Below are 17,379 nucleotides of genomic sequence, written 5' to 3' on the forward strand. Positions count from 1 at the left end.
CTATTCAGAAATCACCTTGCTTTTATGTAATTAACGAATAACGAAAACAGGAACATGTGCGTAACGAACAATACTTGCCGCCTCCGATCCTAACAAATGGGTTTGAATATTTGGATTTCGCGAGCCGACAATAATCGCGCCGACGGTAAGTTCATCCGCCAGCTTAATAACCTCATCACGAACATTCCCGCTACGGACGTGGAGATGAACACGCTCTTCTGGCAGATTTACTTTTTTGACCAGGTCAGACAGCTTTTCTTTCGAATTATTAATCATATATTCATCCATTTTGCGCGCATCTGAAATAAAACCACGCGTCAGTTCGGCTGAAAATTTGGGCATGACGTGCAGCAAATGAATGTCACCCGATGCGCTTTGCGCCAGAAACTGTGCATGCTGCAACGCTTTATCCGCAAGGCTTGTCTCGTAGACATCCACCGGAACGAGAATGTTTTTATACATATCGAGCATCCTTTTTATAACCAACACGAGAGTGAATGAAGCAAAAAAACGCATTAAATGCAGGGGGTTGCCCTTAATGCCAGTTACGGTAAAAAAAGATGATTAACATTAAACGTAGCACAGGAATATCAGGTTTAGCGCTTCCCCACTGATAATGGTTATTTAACATTTATCTTTTCGCCGACTATGCTCATAGTCAGCTACCGCTTCCGGCTCATGGAGGAATGTATGTATGGTTTAAGCCTGATCCGTCTGGGTATGTTTATTGCGCTTGCCATTATCGCCAGCACGGCGATTGGTTTATTTACCTATATGGTCGTCACTGTTCTGGCAGAATAGTGTCACCCCTGTCCAGGTTATGGAATAAATAAAACAGTTATTTATTAGGGGAATACAGTGAACCGCTACCTCTCTCTTTTACCGTTCGTTTTGTTAACGCTCACGGCGTGCGACCCGAAACCGAAGCAAGACTCCCCCCTTCCCAGGATGGTAAAAGTGGCGGAGGTGACGGTTCCCGGTCACGCCCAGCAGCGCGTTTTCCCCGCCCGCATTGAATCGGGCGATGCCACAGACCTTTCCTTCAAGCGCGCAGGTCAAATTGAAGCGCTCGATGTGCGTCAGGGCGCAGCCATCAAGCAGGGGCAACAGCTTGCCAGACTGAACGCCCGTGAAGCCCAGCAGCGGGTTAACGACAGACAAACGGCGGCGACGCTGGCCCAGAGGCAGTTCGATCGCTTCCAGACGCTGGCGGGCCGGCAGGCGATTTCGAAAGCGGAAATGGACGTGCAGCGTGCGAACCGCGATTCGGCGAATGCGGCGCTGCAGATTGCCCGGGAAGAGCTGAATCAGATGACGCTTGTCGCCCCCTTCAGCGGGACGGTGGCCAGCGTACATGTCCGAAATCATCAGGTGGTGTCCCCCGGTCAGCCCATTGCCACGTTAACCCGCACCGACCTGCTTGACGTGGTGTTCAGCATCCCTGAAAACCTGTTTAAGACCTTTGATATCCGCAACGCGCAGTATCGGCCCGTGGTGAGAATTAACGCCATTCCGGATCGGGAATTTACCGCCGTCTACAAAGAGCATTCGGGCAGCAGCGACAGCAATACCCTGACCTGGCAGGTGATACTCACCATGCCGCGGCCAGATGATTTTCCCGCCGTCGGTGGCGTAAGCGGTACGGTGACCATCAATTTAACCAACCTCCCGGCGGGCGCGGGCGCTCAGGCGCTGGTCGTACCGGTTGAGGCAGTCTTTAACCCGGACAACAGCCCGCGCAATGAGCCGCACGTCTGGGTCGTAACGGGCGAAGGCGACGCGCTCCATCTTGAAGACCGCAAGGTCAGCGTGGGGCAAGTGAGCACCGAAGGCGTGGTGATTACCAGCGGGCTTAAGGCGGGCGAGCGCGTGGTGGCCGCGGGCGTTGGGGAGCTCCATGCTAACCAGCCGGTGCGTATCTGGACGCGTGAACGGGGCCTGTAATGGATATCTCTCGTCAATTTATTAATAACCCTGTTCGCGTCTGGCTAACGATCCTGCTGCTGGGCATCGGCGGGATTTTTGCCCTGTTGAATATCGGCAGGCTGGAAGATCCCGCCTTTACCATCAAAACCGCAGTGGTGGTCACCCACTACCCCGGCGCATCCGCTCAGCAGGTTGAAGAAGAGGTGACGCTTCCGCTGGAGAATGCCCTTCAGCAGTTGCCTTATCTGGATAACGTCAGCTCTATCTCGTCAAACGGTCTGTCGCAAATCACCGTTAACATCGCGTCACGCTATCACTCGAACGAGCTGCCGCAGATTTGGGATGAACTGCGCCGCCGCGTGGGCGATGCCTCGCGTCAGTTCCCGCCCGGCGTCGTCACGCCCTTTGTAAATGACGATTTCGGCGACGTGTTCGGCTTCTTCTTCGCCATTTCCGGGAATGAATTCAGTAACCCTGAACTGGTGAGATACGCGGAGCAGCTTCGCCGCGAGTTAATTCTGGTCCCGGGGGTTGCGAAGGTCGCCATCGGTGGGGCGATTAGCCAGCAGGTCAACATTGATATCTCCCTGAGCAAAATGGCCGCGCGCGGCATTACGCTGAACCAGCTTTCCGCCCTGCTCAGCAGACTTAACGTTGTTTCCAGCGCAGGAGAAATCACCTCCGGCACCGAATCCATTCGCCTGCACCCGACCGGTGAGTTCGGAAATCTTGATGAACTGGCGGATCTCATCATCACGCCTTCCGGCACCGGGGCGGCGACACGTCTGCGGGATATCGCCACGCTGTCGCGCGGGCTGAACGAATCGCCAGCGAGTATCTACCATGCCAACGGCAAAAAAGCCGTCACCATGGGCGTCTCGTTTATTCCCGGGGTGAACGTGATCGACGTGGGCCACGCGCTGGAGGCGAAGCTAAACCAGATGTCGGCGGAAAAACCGGCCGGCATACGGATAGACCTGTTTTACGATCAGGCAGCCGAAGTGGGCCACTCTGTTAACGGTTTTATTATTAACTTCCTGATGGCGCTGGCGATTGTCATCGGCGTGCTGCTGATCTTTATGGGCGTACGCAGCGGGATCATCATTGCGGTTTCTCTCGCCCTTAACGTGCTGGGCACGCTGCTGATTATGTATCTGTGTGGCATTGAGCTACAGCGCATCTCGCTTGGGGCGCTGATTATCGCCCTCAGCATGCTGGTGGATAACGCCATCGTGATTGTCGAAGGGGTGCTGATTGCCCGACAGCAGGGCTCCCCGCTGTTAACCGCCGTAAACTACATCATCCGCCGCTCCGCCCTGCCGCTGCTGGGGGCGACGGTGATTGCCATCCTGGCGTTTGCTCCTATCGGGCTGTCGCAGGATTCCACCGGGGAATACTGTAAATCCCTGTTCCAGGTGCTGCTGATTTCCCTGATGCTGAGCTGGTTTTCGGCGCTCACCCTCACCCCGGTGCTGATTAAGTGGTGGTTGTTTAAAAACGACAGCGCGCCCGATAAAACCGACGAGTCAGATCCTTACGATAAGCGACTCTACCGCGCCTACCAGCGCCTGCTTAACACGCTGCTGAGCCATAAGGCACCGACGCTCATTGTGATGGCTGCGCTGCTGGCAGCGTCTGTCTGGGGCTTCGGCGCCGTACGGCAAAACTTTTTCCCGTCGTCTAATACGCCGATTTTCTTTGTCGACCTGTGGTTACCCTACGGTACCGATATCAAGTGGACTGAGAAAATGACCAGCGATATCGAAAAAACCATTAACGGCCAGCCTGGCGTGGAGACCACCGTCTCAACCATTGGTCAGGGAAGTATGCGCTTTATTCTGACCTACAGCGGACAGCGCCAGTACAGCAACTATGCGCAGATCATGGTGCGCATGGACGACCAGCGCAACATCTCCGCCCTGACGCGCCATGTGGACGAGTACATCGCCCGAAACTATCCGCAGGTCAACGCCAGCACCAAACGCGTGATGTTTGGCCCCTCCGGCGACAGCGCCATTGAGGTGCGCATTAAAGGCCCCGACCCTGACCGGCTGCGCCTGATTGCCAGCCAGGTGGACGACATCCTCACCCGCGATCCGGCCACGGACAGCGTCAGGAACGACTGGCAAAACCGCAGCAAGGTGATCCGCCCACAGTACGTTGCCGCCCTGGGCCGCGAGCTTGGCGTAGATAAGCAGGACGTCGACAACGCGCTGGAGATGAACTTCTCCGGCAGCCGGGCGGGGCTGTACCGGGAAGGCAGCGACCTGCTCCCGGTCGTGGTGCGCCCGCCTGAGAGCGAACGGCTGGACGCCAGTCACCTGAACAACGTGCTGGTCTGGAGCCAGACGCGGCAGCAGTATATCCCGCTGAGTAACGTCGTCAGCCGCTTCTCGCTGGAGTGGGAAGACCCGCTCATCCTTCGCCGCGACCGCTCGCGGGTGCTGACGGTTCAGACGGACCCGGACCCGCTGAGCCAGCAAACCTCCGGGGATATTCTCGCCCGGGTGAAGCCGCAAGTAGATGCCCTTCCCCTGCCACACGGCTACAGCATCGAGTGGGGGGGCGACGCGGAAAACTCCAGCGAAGCGCAGCAGGGGCTATTCACTACGCTACCTCTCGGGTATCTGGTGATGTTTGTCATTACGGTGCTGATGTTCAGCTCGGTAAAAAATGCGGTCGCTATCTGGCTGACCGTACCGCTGGCGCTGATTGGCGTGACGCCGGGATTTTTACTTACCGGCATTCCCTTTGGCTTTATGGCGCTGATTGGTCTGCTGAGCCTGAGCGGAATGCTCATCCGCAACGGCATCGTGCTGGTGGAAGAGATCGAGCAGCAGAAAACGCAGCAGGATCAGCACAGCGCGATCGTGTACGCCGCGACCTCACGTCTGCGCCCCATCCTGCTCACCGCGTTCACGACCGTACTTGGCCTGGCTCCGCTGCTGCTGGACGTTTTCTTCCAGAGCATGGCCGTTGTGATTATGTTTGGACTGGGGTTTGCTACAATCCTGACGCTGCTGGTACTCCCCGTGATCTATGCGTGTTTCCATCGTAAGGACGAAGCCAAACAACAATGAATGCGACAGGGCTGAACATTATCAAGACGCTGGGCTGTATGACGGCGGTGACCTTCTTTACCATCTACAACACCTGGGATCATTATGATTATGACTATCACTGGATCCTGGGGTTTTTAACCTTTATTTCGACGATCGCCACACCGCTGTTTTTTGTCGTTGCGGGCTATCTCGACGGACAATCACGGCACGGCACCCGCTGGCAGCTCGGTAAAATTAAAAGTCTGGTGATTGTTTTTCTGTTCTGGATAACGATCTACTACCTGTGGGAGCCCTATCAGCGCGGGTATTTAATCCAGCCCTGGTTCGTGTTTGCGTTTGTGGTGATTTACACCTTCCACCCGGTGGTGGAGTGGCTCAGCCAGCGGCGAAGGCTGTTCTGCGGCGCGATCGCTGCCCTGCTGCTCTTTTCCTACGGATACGATCTGCTGTCAGCGCTCTATCCTGGAACGCACGTCCTTTCTCTTTCACCGCAGTATCGGCTGTGGACGTGGCTGCTGTTTTATCTGACGGGGCAACTCTTTTGCGACCCGAAAATTGCCGAGTGGATTAGCCGCAAAAATGTCGTCAGGGCGGCGGTCGTCGCCATCCCGTTTATCTACCTCTTCACCTGGTTTTACGAGCGCCACTTCTTCTTCGCGCTGTTCAAGGCGGACAGAAACGCCTTTATTCTCACCGGCTCGCAGATTTACATTTTGATCATCGCGCTGGTGATTGCGGCGAACGGCGTGCGCTTTCGCCGCAATGCTGAATTTAAGGAGTCCATTCTGGCCGCCATCAGCAAAACGATGACCGGCGTGTATATTGTGCACTACTCGGTGTTTCATCTGCTGACGGCGCTGATACCGGTGACCTCTCTCGGTATGAAGCTGGCGTTGATTGTGCTCACCTTCGTCACCTCAGTTCTGTTCTCCATGCTGGTATTGTCTAACGCCGTGGCAAAAAAGGTGATCACCCTTTAAAAGCCTAAGCGCAGCCAGGCAAAGAGCACGTTGCCGTTGTTATAGGTTCCTGGAATATAGGTGAACTGGACGGTAACGCGCTTATACCCGGCCGAAAACAGCGGGAAGATGAACGGTAGCGGGACATAGTTTGCAAAATCATCTCGCGCCGTGATGCCAGCTGCGGCACCGAGCCCAAGACGGAAATCTTTGGCATCATCCAGATACCAGCCCTTCTCCCAGCCATAGCCCATCGCGGGCTGCCATTCGTTGTGCGAGTCCTTGAACATCATTGCGAACAGCGCGCTCCAGTTGCCCTCTTCGTTATAGCGGGAAACGCCCAGCCCGCCGCCCCACGGCATTTCATTGTAATTGTCGGTTTTTTCTTTGTCGTACATAAAGCGAGCGTGCCAGCTCAGAAACGGCAGGTACAGGTCGTAACGTTGGGGCTCTTCCCAGGTTTGCGAAATATCATCCGTCAGCGCATTCCACCAGCCGCTGATACGCTGTTCACCATAGACGTTGGGCTCCGCATGAAGCGGTGCGACGAATAAAAACAGGACCATCCAGAATGCCGAAAAGGTGCGTTGCATCGTTATTCCCTCAGCTTAACTTACGCAGCGGTCACTATTACTGTAAACCATTCAGCCTTTAACGGAGCCAGAAGACACAATTATCTCGCTGCAGGTGGGGATGAAATTTATTTATTCAGCACCATCCGGAAAGATAAAAACGTTTTCTCAGGCGTTCTGTCGCGGTAGTCTCATAGGTTCCGTTTATATGACGGCCGCTATGTGAGTGACCTTTTCTTATACCAATAATTAAAAAATCAGTACGGACAGGACAACTATGGACTCCACCCTCATCTCCGATCGTCCCAACGAGGAGACACCTTCGCTCAATCGTGCCCGCCGCGCAGCCTTAGGCAGCTTCGCGGGTGCCGTCGTCGACTGGTATGATTTTCTGCTTTACGGCATCACTGCCGCCCTGGTGTTTAACCGCGAGTTTTTTCCCCAGGTCAGCCCTGCGATGGGCACGCTTGCCGCGTTTGCCACCTTCGGGGTCGGCTTTCTGTTTCGCCCGCTGGGCGGTGTGATCTTCGGCCACTTCGGCGACCGCCTCGGCCGCAAGCGCATGCTGATGCTCACCGTCTGGATGATGGGGATCGCCACCGCGCTTATCGGTATTCTCCCCTCGTTTGCCTCTATCGGCTGGTGGGCGCCGGTACTGCTGGTCACCCTGCGCGCCATCCAGGGCTTCGCCGTCGGCGGCGAATGGGGCGGCGCGGCGCTGCTGTCCGTTGAGAGCGCGCCGAAGCACAGGAAAGCGTTTTACAGCAGCGGCGTACAGGTCGGGTACGGCGTAGGCCTTCTGCTTTCCACCGGGCTGGTATCGCTAATCAGCCAGCTCACCACCGACGAGCAGTTCCTGAGCTGGGGCTGGCGCATTCCGTTCATCTTCAGCATCGTGCTGGTCATCGCCGCGCTGTGGATCCGCAACGGGATGGAGGAGTCGGCTGAGTTTGAAAAACAACAGCTGGAAAAACCGCTCGCCAAAAAGCGTCTGCCTGTGATGGAAGCGCTGGTTCAGCACCCTGGCGCTTTTCTGAAAATTATCGCGCTGCGCCTGTGCGAGCTGCTGACGATGTATATCGTCACCGCGTTTGCCCTGAACTACTCGACGCAGAACCTCGGTCTGCCGCGCGAGCTGTTCCTCAATATTGGCCTGCTGGTCGGCGGGATAAGCTGTCTGACTATCCCCTGCTTCGCCTGGCTGGCTGACAGGTTTGGCCGCCGTCGCGTCTACATCACCGGGGCGCTGATTGGCACCCTCAGCGCCTGGCCGTTCTTTATGGCGCTCGAGGCGCAGTCGATCTTCTGGATTGTCTTCTTCGCCATCATGCTCGCCAATATCGCTCACGACATGGTGGTGTGCGTGCAGCAGCCGATGTTCACCGAGCTGTTTGGCGCAAGCTACCGCTACAGCGGCGCGGGCGTGGGCTATCAGGTGGCAAGCGTGGTCGGCGGCGGATTTACGCCGTTTATTGCCGCCGCGCTGGTGACCTTCTCCGGCGGCAACTGGCACAGCGTGGCGATTTATCTGCTGGCCGGCTGCCTGCTGTCGGCGGCGACGGCGCTGCTGATGAAAGAGACGAGCCACGGCTGATCTCCCTTTTGTTTCACAGGCGTGTGACATACTATCGGGTAGAGTCGCACACCTGTGGAACAAGGAGACAGAGATGAATAATAAGGGCTCCAGCCTGACCCCGGCTCAGGCGCTGGAAAAACTCGACGCGCTGTATGAACAGTCCGTCAACGCGCTGCGCGGCGCCATCAGCGAATATATCGAAACAGGGAAACTTCCCGACCAAAAGGCCAGAACCGAGGGCCTTTTTGTTTATCCATCGCTCTCTGTGACCTGGGACGGCAGCGCCAGCAGTAATCCCAAAACCCGCGCCTACGCGCGCTTTACCCACTCCGGCTGCTACAGCACCACCGTCACCCGCCCTGCGCTGTTCCGCCCGTATCTTGAAGAACAACTCACGCTGCTGTACCAGGATTACGGCGCGCACATTGCCGTTGAGCCCTCGCAGCATGAGATCCCGTATCCGTACGTGATTGACGGTTCGGCGTTAACCCTCGACCGCTCCATGAGCGCGGGGCTGACCCGCCACTTCCCGACGACGGAACTTTCACAGATTGGCGATGAGACGGCCGACGGGATTTATCACCCGGCAGAATTTTCTCCCCTGTCGCATTTTGATGCCCGCCGGGTCGATTTCTCCCTGGCGCGTCTGCGTCACTACACCGGTACGCCAGTCGAACATTTCCAGCCGTTCGTGCTCTTTACCAACTACACCCGCTACGTCGACGAGTTTGTCCGCTGGGGCTGCAGCCAGATCCTCGACCCGGAGAGCCCGTATATCGCGCTGTCCTGCGCGGGCGGGATCTGGATCACCGCTGAAACCGAAGCGCCCGAGCAGGCCATTTCCGACCTGGCGTGGAAAAAGCACCAGATGCCCGCCTGGCACCTGATCACCGCCGACGGCCAGGGCATCACGCTGATTAACATCGGCGTTGGCCCGTCAAATGCCAAGACCATCTGCGACCATCTGGCGGTACTGCGCCCGGACGTGTGGCTGATGATTGGCCACTGCGGCGGCCTGCGCGAAAGCCAGCTGATTGGCGACTACGTGCTGGCCCACGCCTATCTGCGCGATGATCACGTGCTTGATGCGGTGCTGCCGCCGGATATCCCAATCCCGAGCATCGCCGAAGTACAGCGCGCGCTGTATGACGCCACCAAAGAGGTCAGCGGCATGCCGGGCGAAGAGGTTAAACAGCGCCTGCGCACCGGTACGGTCGTCACAACGGATGACCGCAACTGGGAGCTGCGCTACTCCGCCTCCGCGCTGCGGTTCAACCTGAGCCGCGCGGTAGCGATCGATATGGAGAGCGCCACCATTGCCGCGCAGGGGTATCGCTTCCGCGTTCCTTACGGCACGCTGCTGTGCGTCTCCGACAAGCCGCTGCACGGTGAAATTAAGCTGCCGGGCCAGGCCAACCGTTTCTACGAAGGGGCTATCTCTGAGCATCTGCAGATTGGTATTCGTGCGATTGATTTACTTCGCGCGGAGGGCGACAAGCTGCATTCGCGCAAGCTGCGCACCTTCAACGAGCCGCCGTTCCGCTAATCACGATAAGGAAAAACAATGTCCAGCACATCACCGCTCTCTGCCCTGCGCCACTGGCTTGAGGCCAGCCATCTCGACGGGATGATCGTCCCGCGCGCGGATGCCTGGCAGAGCGAATACTGCGCGCCTTACGACGAAAAGCTGGCCTGGCTGACGGGCTTTGACGGTTCGGCCGGCGTGGCGCTGGTGCTGAAAAACAAAGCGCTGCTGTTCGTCGACGGGCGCTATCAGGTTCAGGCGCGCGTTCAGGTCAATACGGATGAGGTTGAGATCCACCACCTGCACAACGAGCCGCTGGCAGAATGGCTGGCAGAAAACGTTGAGTCAGGAACGCGCATCGGTTTTGACGCGCTGCTGATGACCAACGCGGAATTTGAGCAACTGTCTGCCACGCCGTGCGAGCTGGTGCCGCTGAAGGCCTCGCCGTTTGACACGCTATGGACCGATCGCCCTGCCGCACCGGCGGGGCTTATCCGTGAGATGCCGGTTGAACACAGCGGCGAACGCAGCGCGGACAAACGTCAGCGCGTCGCCGCCGTGCTGGCCGCAAACAATGTGGATTATCTCGCCGTCACCCTGCCGGATAACATCGCCTGGCTGTTAAACGTCCGCGGTGCGGATATCCCTTACAGCCCGGTACCGCTCTCCTTTGCCCTTCTCGGTCGTGACGGTCACGTTGAGTGGTTTGTTAACGACAATAAGCTCAGCGCCCTGCCTGACGGTGTGCGCAATGCGTTCACCGTTGCGCCGCAGGATACCTTTATTGAACGCTGCCAGCAGATTGCCGTAGGCAAACGGGTGATGATTGATGCCGATTCCGCGCCGGTTGCCCTGCGCTTCGCCGTTGAACCACGGGGAGAAATTGTCTGGCGGACCGATCCCATCACCCTGATGAAAGCGACTAAAAACCCGGTCGAGCTGGCGGGTTATCGCGAGTGCCATCACCGGGACGGGGCCGCGTGGGTCAACTTCCTCGCCTGGCTGAGCCGCGAAGTGCCGCGGCGCGAGGCGGCAGGAAAACCGCTCACCGAGCTGGACGCGCAGGCGCAGCAGCTTGCGTTCCGTCAACAGCAGCCCGGGTTCATCGAGCAGAGTTTTGCGACCATCTCCGCCTCTTCGAGCAATGCGGCGATGTGCCACTACCATTCGAGCGAGGCCAGCAATAAGCCCATCGGCCATGACCATTTTTACCTGAACGATTCCGGCGGCCAGTTTGTTAACGGCACCACCGACGCCACGCGCACGCTGGCGTGGGGTAACGTCGATCCGCAGCAGCGCCTGCACTACACTGCCGTGCTGAGAGGCTTCCTGTCGCTCATTACCCTGCAGTTCCCTTCTGGGACTCAGGGGCATCAGCTGGATGCGTTTGCGCGTCGCCCGCTGTGGGAGATGGGGCTGGATTACGATCACGGCACGGGACACGGCGTGGGGCACCAGCTGCTGATCCACGAGAACCCGCATCGCATCGCCAAAAAGGTTAACCCGTGGCCGCTGGTGGCGGGCAATATCATGACTATCGAGCCAGGCTACTATCTGGGCGATAGCCACGGTATTCGTATTGAAAACCAGGTGGAGATTGTGGAGAGCCGTCCGGGTTTCTGCAAATTTGCCTCGCTGACGCTGATCCCGATCGACTTAAGTCAGGTTGAGCTGCATCTGCTGAGCGAGCAGGAAAAGCAGTGGCTGGATGCGTATCACCGGCAGGTACGCGAGGCGCTCTCACCGCTGGTGAATAGCGAAGCGCGTGAGTGGCTGGTTGAGGCGACGGCGCCGATTGGTTTGGATCGATAGTGCATTGTGCGGGCTGGTGCCCTCACCCCAGCCCTCTCCAGCGGGAGAGGGTGCACACACTAAAAACGGCAACCCGGTTGCCGTTTTGCGTTTACCTTGCGCAGAAAAGCAAAAAGCCTGCTTTAAAAGCAGGCTTTTCAAATTTGGCTCCTCTGACTGGACTCGAACCAGTGACATACGGATTAACAGTCCGCCGTTCTACCGACTGAACTACAGAGGAATCGTGTGAACGGGGCGCATATTATCGATGCTCCCCCGGGATGTCAAAGGCAGAATGCACATTTCCGATCGTTTGCCGAATTATTCTCCACTTCGCGCAATTGTCAGGCATTTTTCCGCGGATATTTCCACAGCCAGCGTCCGCTGACCATCCGCCAGTAGAACAGCGCGCCCCGCACGGCCCAGTCGAGGAACATCCCCAGCCAGACGCCGACCACACCCCATCCGAGCATCACCCCGAGCGTATACCCCGCGACAACGCGACATCCCCACATGCCGAGCATCGATACCCACATCGCAAAGCGGGCATCGCGTGCCCCTTTCAGCCCGGCGGGTAATACCCATGAGGCTGCCCAGATGGGCATAAAGGCCGCGTTGAGCCAGATGAGGATCTTAACAACCTCTTTAACGTCGTCTTCGTGGGTATAGAACGAGGCCATCAGCCCGGCAAACGGCGCGGTTCCCCAGGCGATCAGCGTCAGCCCAATGGTCGACAGCCAGAACACGTGCCGCAGCTGCCGCTCCGTCTGGCCTATCTGCCCTTTCCCGAGCCGCTTACCCGTAATAATGGTGGATGCTGAACCCAGCGCGTTACCCGGCAGGTTAATCAGCGAGGCAATAGAGAAGGCGATAAAGTTACCGGCGATAACGTCGGTGCCCATCCCGGCGACAAACATCTGCGTGAGCAGCTTCCCGCCGTTGAACAAGACCGATTCAATGCTCGCGGGAATGCCGATGCCCATCACTTCCCAGATAATGGCGAAATTAAAGGGGCGGAAATAGCTTTTTAGCGTCAGACGCAGCGAGGGGGTGATCCCCGCCATCAGCACCCCGATGATGGCTGCCGCACCGATATAGCGTGAAATGGTTAACCCCAGTCCGGCACCGACGAACCCCAGCCCCTCCCACGAGAACACGCCGTAGATCAGCACGCTGCTGATAATGATATTCAGGATATTCATCCCGCCGTTGATCAGCAGCGGAATTTTGGTGTTGCCCGCCCCGCGCAGCGCACCGCTGCCAATCAGCGCAATGGCCGCCGCCGGATAGCTTAAGACGGTCATTTCCAGGTAGGTCAGCGCCAGGTCTTTAACCTCGTTAGTGGCCTCCCCGGCGACAAAATCGATAATCTCTTTACCGAAATAGTGGATCACCGCCGCCAGAACGATCGAAAAAATGGTCATGATCATCAGCGACTGGCGGGCCGCCTCGCGTGCACGTTTGGGATCAAGCTTGCCGAGGCTAAAGGCCACCACCACCGTCGTCCCGAGGTCTATGGCGGCAAAGAACGAGATCACCACCATGTTAAAGCTGTCCGCCAGCCCAACCCCTGCCATCGCCTCTTTCCCCAGCCAGCTCACCAGGAAGGTGCTCAGGACCCCCATCAACAGAACGCAGGTATTTTCCAGGAAGATAGGCACGGCAAGAGGGGTGATTTCACGCCAGAACAGGACACGATAGCTTTTACGTTTTGCATACCATGGCGTGCGCGTTATCGCCTGGCGTAAGGAGGCAGTGACGTTCAAAATGGACCTTAGCGAGAAAAGTTGAAACTCCATTTCAAATGATGGGGGACAAATGCTAATCCTGCAAAGTATTTTCCAGAAAAAGATGTGTGGATTTACAACAAACTGATGACAGAATCAGCAATCAGTCGGTTTTCCCTAAGATCAGGTTTGACAAAAGTTTTTTCGCCGCTAAGATAAGCCTCCACAACGATTCCTCTGTAGTTCAGTCGGTAGAACGGCGGACTGTTAATCCGTATGTCACTGGTTCGAGTCCAGTCAGAGGAGCCAAATTTAAAAAGCCTGCTTTTAAAGCAGGCTTTTTGCTTTGCGGATGAGGGAAAATGAACGCTCTGTTTGTCTACGGCACGCTGCGCCCGGGCCACGCTAATGCGCATATTCTTGAAAACATCGGCGGCGAATGGCTGGCCGGTTCCGTATCCGGCACGTTTTACGAACGCGGCTGGGGCGCCGCGGCGGACTTCCCGGGAATTGTGCTCCACCCTGACGGCCCCCGCGTCGAAGGCTATCTGTTTATCTCAGATAACCTTGCCGCACACTGGCAAATGCTGGACGAATTTGAAGACGGCTACGATCGGGTTGAGGTCACGGTGACCACCCTTGAAGGCAAGCAGGTTCAGGCCTGGATTTATCAGCTACAGCCGCGTTCTGAGTCATAAAAAAAGGCTCTCTGTCACCAGAGAGCCTTTTTCACTATTCGCTGCGATTACTCGCTTTTTGCTTCGCCGTTTTTGATTTCGCCCATCACTTTCAGCTTTTTAGAGATGTCACGACGCTCTTTGGACAGCTCAGCGTTTTTGATGATGTAGTCATCAACGCGGTCTTCATAGTCGCTCTTCATGCTGGCGATGATGCCCTGAATAGCTTCAACGCTCATACCTGGCTTGATGTAGTCGCTCAGGTTGTCGAGCAGCAGAACACGTTTCTGGTTGTCACGGATCTTCTTCTCAACGTCCTGGATTTCACGCTGCAGCTTGTTTTTGCGGCGGAACAGGCGGACGAATTCCAGAACATCCTGGAACGAAGGCTTGGTAGTTTCCATTTTTACACCCCTGATAATGTGAGATTCGGATTCGTTAAGGCAACCGTTGTAACAATAACCTTACTGACAGCGGCTGCGAATGACAATGAGTATATCGTTTAAAGCTATCATAACCCCAATTGCTGCTGAATCGAAGCAGCAGCCGTCACATACGCCTTTTATTTGCGCAGCGCCCGGCAAATAAGGTGCGATAACAGCTCAAGCTGCCGCGCCAGTTCCATGCTCAGCCAGACGTAGCCATGAATAGGCGTTTCCGCAACGTTATCGCTCTGGCGTTCATTGATTAACTGCTTCAGCTCCGCAACGATCTCATTCAGCCGCTCGCTGTTGGCCAGTATCGGCTGCGGGTTCCCTTCGTAGAGCGCATGGGCGATGGTCAACAGCGTTTGCTGCGTCATCTGCTGGGTCTCTTTGAGGGTCTGCGCGTTAAGCATCAACAGATGGCTGGGACGCGAGGCCCAGTGGGCGTTGATTTGCAGTTCAAGCATGCACACCAGATTGCGGCTTACCGTCTGGATAGCTTCAAAAATCGATTTTTGAATACGGGTTTCTTTGCTGGCGGGCGCGATCAGGCCGCGCATTTTGACCACGTCGTTGAGGATTGTTTGCAGATGCTTTTCCAGCCGGGGACGTTCGACCAGATTCGGGGAAAATCCGGCCTGATAGACGCGGTTAAAGGCGGTGACGTAGTTCGCCATCTGAATACGCCAGTGCAGAAAAGCGCGCTGCGGCCAGATGCCGGTGAAGAGCATGGCCAGCAGTGACCCCAGGATGACATCCCCGCTTCGCCACAGCGCGGTGGTCATATCCCCGGCGGGCGCACCGACAACCACCGCGAGAGTAATCCCAATCAGCAAGGCCTGATACGGTCTTTTGCCCAACGCCAGCCAGCCGCACAGGAACATGGCGGCCCCGCACCATGCCAGCATCACGGGAAATGAGATGAGCTCCAGCTTCAGGGCAATAAGCCCAAGGGCCGAGCCTAAAACCGTCCCGCCAATTCGCTCAAAGGCGCGCGGAACAACGTTCCCCCAAAACGAGATGGGCCCCATCACCACCACCAGGGTGATCAGCGGCCACGTCCCTTCCGGAACATCAAGCAAACGGACCAGTACAAACGTCAATACGAACGCCAGCGCGATGCGGCACCCGTGCACCACGCGGTAATGTTTGTACAAGCGAATTTCAAAAGGGGTTAATGATTTGTCGGGACGCACACCCGCTCTCCAGCTACACGGCAAATCACAATTGTACTGTGTTTTCAGCCGGGCGGCTCGCTCCCGGCTGAAAAACCCTTCATTTAGCAGGCTTAAGCCGTTTTATGCTCTACCGCGATATACATTTCGATATCCCAGTAGCCGTCTGCATTGCCGTCATTGAGATAGCGTTCGAAGCAGGGTTTAAGCGCCATCTGGTACTTATTGTCCTGCAGCAGAGAGTTGAAGAACTGATACCACGGCGTGGCGAAGTCGTAGTTTTCCACGCGCGCCGTCGCCACGGCATAATCCCCGGCCGCGATTTCCGTCATCATGACGCCTTCGCTGTTTTCCGGAATAACGAAATCGTCCGGCACCGTAACGGCCGTATCGCAGCGCAGTTTTTCTGCCGGGACCTCATCGGGGTTATCGTAGTAGACCGCAACCCACTCCAGCGGCTCAATGTGGCGCCCGTCCACCCACATCACCAGCTGTTCAAAGCCCTGTTTTACCGTTTGTTCCCACGGTCCGACCAAATGAAAACCGGCAATCTTACGTTTCTGTTGCTGCTTGATGCTGTAGTCCATGCTGCCTCCATTCATTACTGTATATTTATACACTATAAAGCTGGATTACTATTATCGGCAAACGAGGAGTGTTTATTATGTGAGCAGACTCGCAACCCTGCCAGTCTGCCCATCAGCGGTTAAAGCGTGTGGTGGAGATAATCGCTCATGCGAGAGAACAGTCCGCCCTTATCAACGGCTTCCAGCGTCACCAGCGGCCAGTGCGCCACCACCTTGTCACGGTCATAGAGCTGGATCTCCCCGACCCGCTGATGCGCAGCAATCGGCGCTTCCAGCTCTTTTTTATCCAGCACGTATTTGGCTTTGATGTTCGGCACTTCCGCTTTCGGCAAGGCCAGCCAGAAGTCCTGGTCGGTGCCCAGTTTCACCTGCTCCTTATCGCCGTACCAGATACGCTCTGTCCCCACTTTTTTACCGCTATGCAGGATTTGCACCGTATCGAAGTTCTGCTGCCCCCAGTGCAGCAGTTTCCGGGCCTGGTCCTCACGGCCTTTCGGGCTGTCCGCCCCCATCACCACCGCGATTAAACGGCGCTGGCCGTCAACGGCGGACGCAATCAGGTTAAAGCCCGCCCCCGAGGTGTGCCCCGTTTTAAGCCCGTCCACGTTCATGGTTTTATCCCACAGCAGGCCGTTACGGTTTTGCTGGGTGATCCCGTTCCAGGTCAGGCTCTTTTCGCTGTACATATGATAAAACTCAGGCTCGCCGTGAATGATGGCCCGGGAGAGTACGGCCAGGTCATAGGCCGAGCTGTGCTGGCCCGGCGCGTCCAGCCCGTGGACTGTTTCAAAGTGCGTATCGCGCAGGTTCAGCTTCTGCACGTAGTCGTTCATCATCTTCACAAACTGCGGCTGACCGCCCGCCACGTGATCGGCCAGCGCCACGCAGGCGTCGTTGCCGGAATCGACAATCAGACCGCGGCTTAAATCACGCACGGAGACGCGATCGCCCTCTTTCAGGAACATCAGCGACGAGCCGTCAAAAACCGGGTTGCCTTTTGCCCATGCGTCACGCCCGACGGTGACAATGTCGTCCGGCGTAATGCGATGGCTATCAATGGCCCGATCAACCACATACCCCGTCATCAGCTTGGTCAGGCTCGCCGGATTACGTTGTTGATGTTCGTTGCCCGCCGTTAAGATCTGACCAGTCGTGTAGTCCATCAGCACCCAGGAGCCAGCCTGAATGGCCGGAGGCTGCGGCGAAAAATCCAGTGGTTCGGCCGCAAAAGCAGATGAGACACTCGAAGCGAGTAAAGAAACAGCAATAAACAGACGGCGTTTCAACGGTATATCCTCAGGTCATTAAAAATCGATGACCTTTTTACGGGAGTTCTGATGTCGTTACCTGGCTTAATTGCAAAAAAATGTGACAGAG

The 17,379-nt window shown here is 56.6% G+C and carries 14 protein-coding genes and 2 tRNA genes; 8 read left to right on the forward strand and 8 right to left on the reverse strand.

Translation table 11 applies throughout. The features are described 5' to 3' along the window. Positions 1–30 precede the first annotated feature (30 nt). Entirely contained in the window at positions 31–462 is a 432-nt protein-coding gene (locus tag UR289_RS07760) for a universal stress protein (RefSeq protein WP_023312348.1), read from the reverse strand. A gap of 396 nt (positions 463–858) precedes the next feature. On the opposite strand from UR289_RS07760, the gene UR289_RS07765 reads away from it, so the two are divergent. From UR289_RS07765 to UR289_RS07775, 3 genes are read left to right on the forward strand one after another with little or no spacing between them, the layout of a single operon-like run. Then, entirely contained in the window at positions 859–1,944 is a 1,086-nt protein-coding gene (locus UR289_RS07765) for an efflux RND transporter periplasmic adaptor subunit (protein ID WP_048976429.1), read from the forward strand. Beyond that, positions 1,944–5,006, forward strand: a complete 3,063-nt coding sequence (locus UR289_RS07770; protein ID WP_320709644.1) for an efflux RND transporter permease subunit — start codon at positions 1,944–1,946, stop codon at positions 5,004–5,006. The genes UR289_RS07765 and UR289_RS07770 overlap by 1 nt, the downstream gene beginning before the upstream one ends. Continuing rightward, positions 5,003–5,968, forward strand: coding sequence for an acyltransferase (locus UR289_RS07775; RefSeq protein ID WP_033145938.1), 966 nt, complete (start codon positions 5,003–5,005; stop codon positions 5,966–5,968). The genes UR289_RS07770 and UR289_RS07775 overlap by 4 nt, the downstream gene beginning before the upstream one ends. Here UR289_RS07775 and pagP read toward each other — a convergent pair. Then, positions 5,965–6,540 carry a lipid IV(A) palmitoyltransferase PagP gene (pagP, locus tag UR289_RS07780; RefSeq protein WP_033145939.1) on the reverse strand — a complete coding sequence of 192 codons (576 nt, stop codon included), beginning with the start codon at positions 6,538–6,540 and terminating at the stop codon, positions 5,965–5,967. The genes UR289_RS07775 and pagP overlap by 4 nt on opposite strands. A 256-nt stretch (positions 6,541–6,796) precedes the next feature. Here pagP and shiA point away from each other — a divergent pair, with 256 nt between their 5' ends. The 3 genes from shiA (at position 6,797) to UR289_RS07795 (ending at position 11,432) form a co-directional block, all read left to right on the forward strand. Beyond that, entirely contained in the window at positions 6,797–8,113 is a 1,317-nt protein-coding gene (gene shiA, locus UR289_RS07785) for a shikimate transporter (protein ID WP_032658750.1), read from the forward strand. A 73-nt stretch (positions 8,114–8,186) separates the two neighbouring features. Next, entirely contained in the window at positions 8,187–9,641 is a 1,455-nt protein-coding gene (locus UR289_RS07790) for an AMP nucleosidase (RefSeq protein ID WP_023312354.1), read from the forward strand. A gap of 18 nt (positions 9,642–9,659) precedes the next feature. Further along, complete coding sequence (locus UR289_RS07795) at positions 9,660–11,432, forward strand: aminopeptidase P family protein (protein WP_320709646.1); 1,773 nt, start codon at positions 9,660–9,662, stop codon at positions 11,430–11,432. A 144-nt stretch (positions 11,433–11,576) separates the two neighbouring features. Here the strand turns inward: UR289_RS07795 and UR289_RS07800 are convergent. Together UR289_RS07800 and emmdR are read right to left on the reverse strand one after the other, a co-directional pair. Continuing rightward, positions 11,577–11,652, reverse strand: a tRNA-Asn gene (locus tag UR289_RS07800). A gap of 103 nt (positions 11,653–11,755) precedes the next feature. Then, a complete protein-coding gene (emmdR, locus tag UR289_RS07805; protein ID WP_320709648.1) occupies positions 11,756–13,210 on the reverse strand; it encodes a multidrug efflux MATE transporter EmmdR in 1,455 nt (484 codons plus the stop codon). Between the two features lie 161 nt (positions 13,211–13,371). Between emmdR and UR289_RS07810 the strand changes: the two genes are divergently transcribed. Together UR289_RS07810 and UR289_RS07815 are read left to right on the forward strand one after the other, a co-directional pair. Then, a tRNA-Asn gene (locus tag UR289_RS07810) sits at positions 13,372–13,447 on the forward strand. 53 nt (positions 13,448–13,500) lie between these two features. Continuing rightward, the gene (locus tag UR289_RS07815; protein WP_096151388.1) at positions 13,501–13,836 is read left to right on the forward strand and encodes a gamma-glutamylcyclotransferase family protein; all 336 of its coding nucleotides are present in this window, start codon (positions 13,501–13,503) and stop codon (positions 13,834–13,836) included. Between the two features lie 47 nt (positions 13,837–13,883). On the opposite strand, the gene UR289_RS07820 is transcribed toward UR289_RS07815, so the two are convergent. From UR289_RS07820 to dacD, 4 genes are all read right to left on the reverse strand, one after another. Further along, complete coding sequence (locus UR289_RS07820) at positions 13,884–14,219, reverse strand: DUF496 family protein (protein WP_008499467.1); 336 nt, start codon at positions 14,217–14,219, stop codon at positions 13,884–13,886. A 158-nt stretch (positions 14,220–14,377) separates the two neighbouring features. Next, positions 14,378–15,436, reverse strand: coding sequence for an FUSC family protein (locus UR289_RS07825; RefSeq protein WP_039263821.1), 1,059 nt, complete (start codon positions 15,434–15,436; stop codon positions 14,378–14,380). A gap of 92 nt (positions 15,437–15,528) precedes the next feature. Then, complete coding sequence (gene sbmC / locus UR289_RS07830; protein WP_033145946.1) at positions 15,529–16,002, reverse strand: DNA gyrase inhibitor SbmC; 474 nt, start codon at positions 16,000–16,002, stop codon at positions 15,529–15,531. 119 nt (positions 16,003–16,121) lie between these two features. Next, positions 16,122–17,288 (reverse strand): serine-type D-Ala-D-Ala carboxypeptidase DacD, encoded by a 1,167-nt coding sequence (gene dacD / locus UR289_RS07835; RefSeq protein WP_032658759.1) that lies wholly within the window; start codon positions 17,286–17,288, stop codon positions 16,122–16,124. Positions 17,289–17,379: the final 91 nt, after the last annotated feature.

Origin of the sequence: Enterobacter sp. 302C9 (genome assembly GCF_034106085.1) — a bacterium.
Lineage (GTDB): Bacteria > Pseudomonadota > Gammaproteobacteria > Enterobacterales > Enterobacteriaceae > Enterobacter > Enterobacter asburiae_B.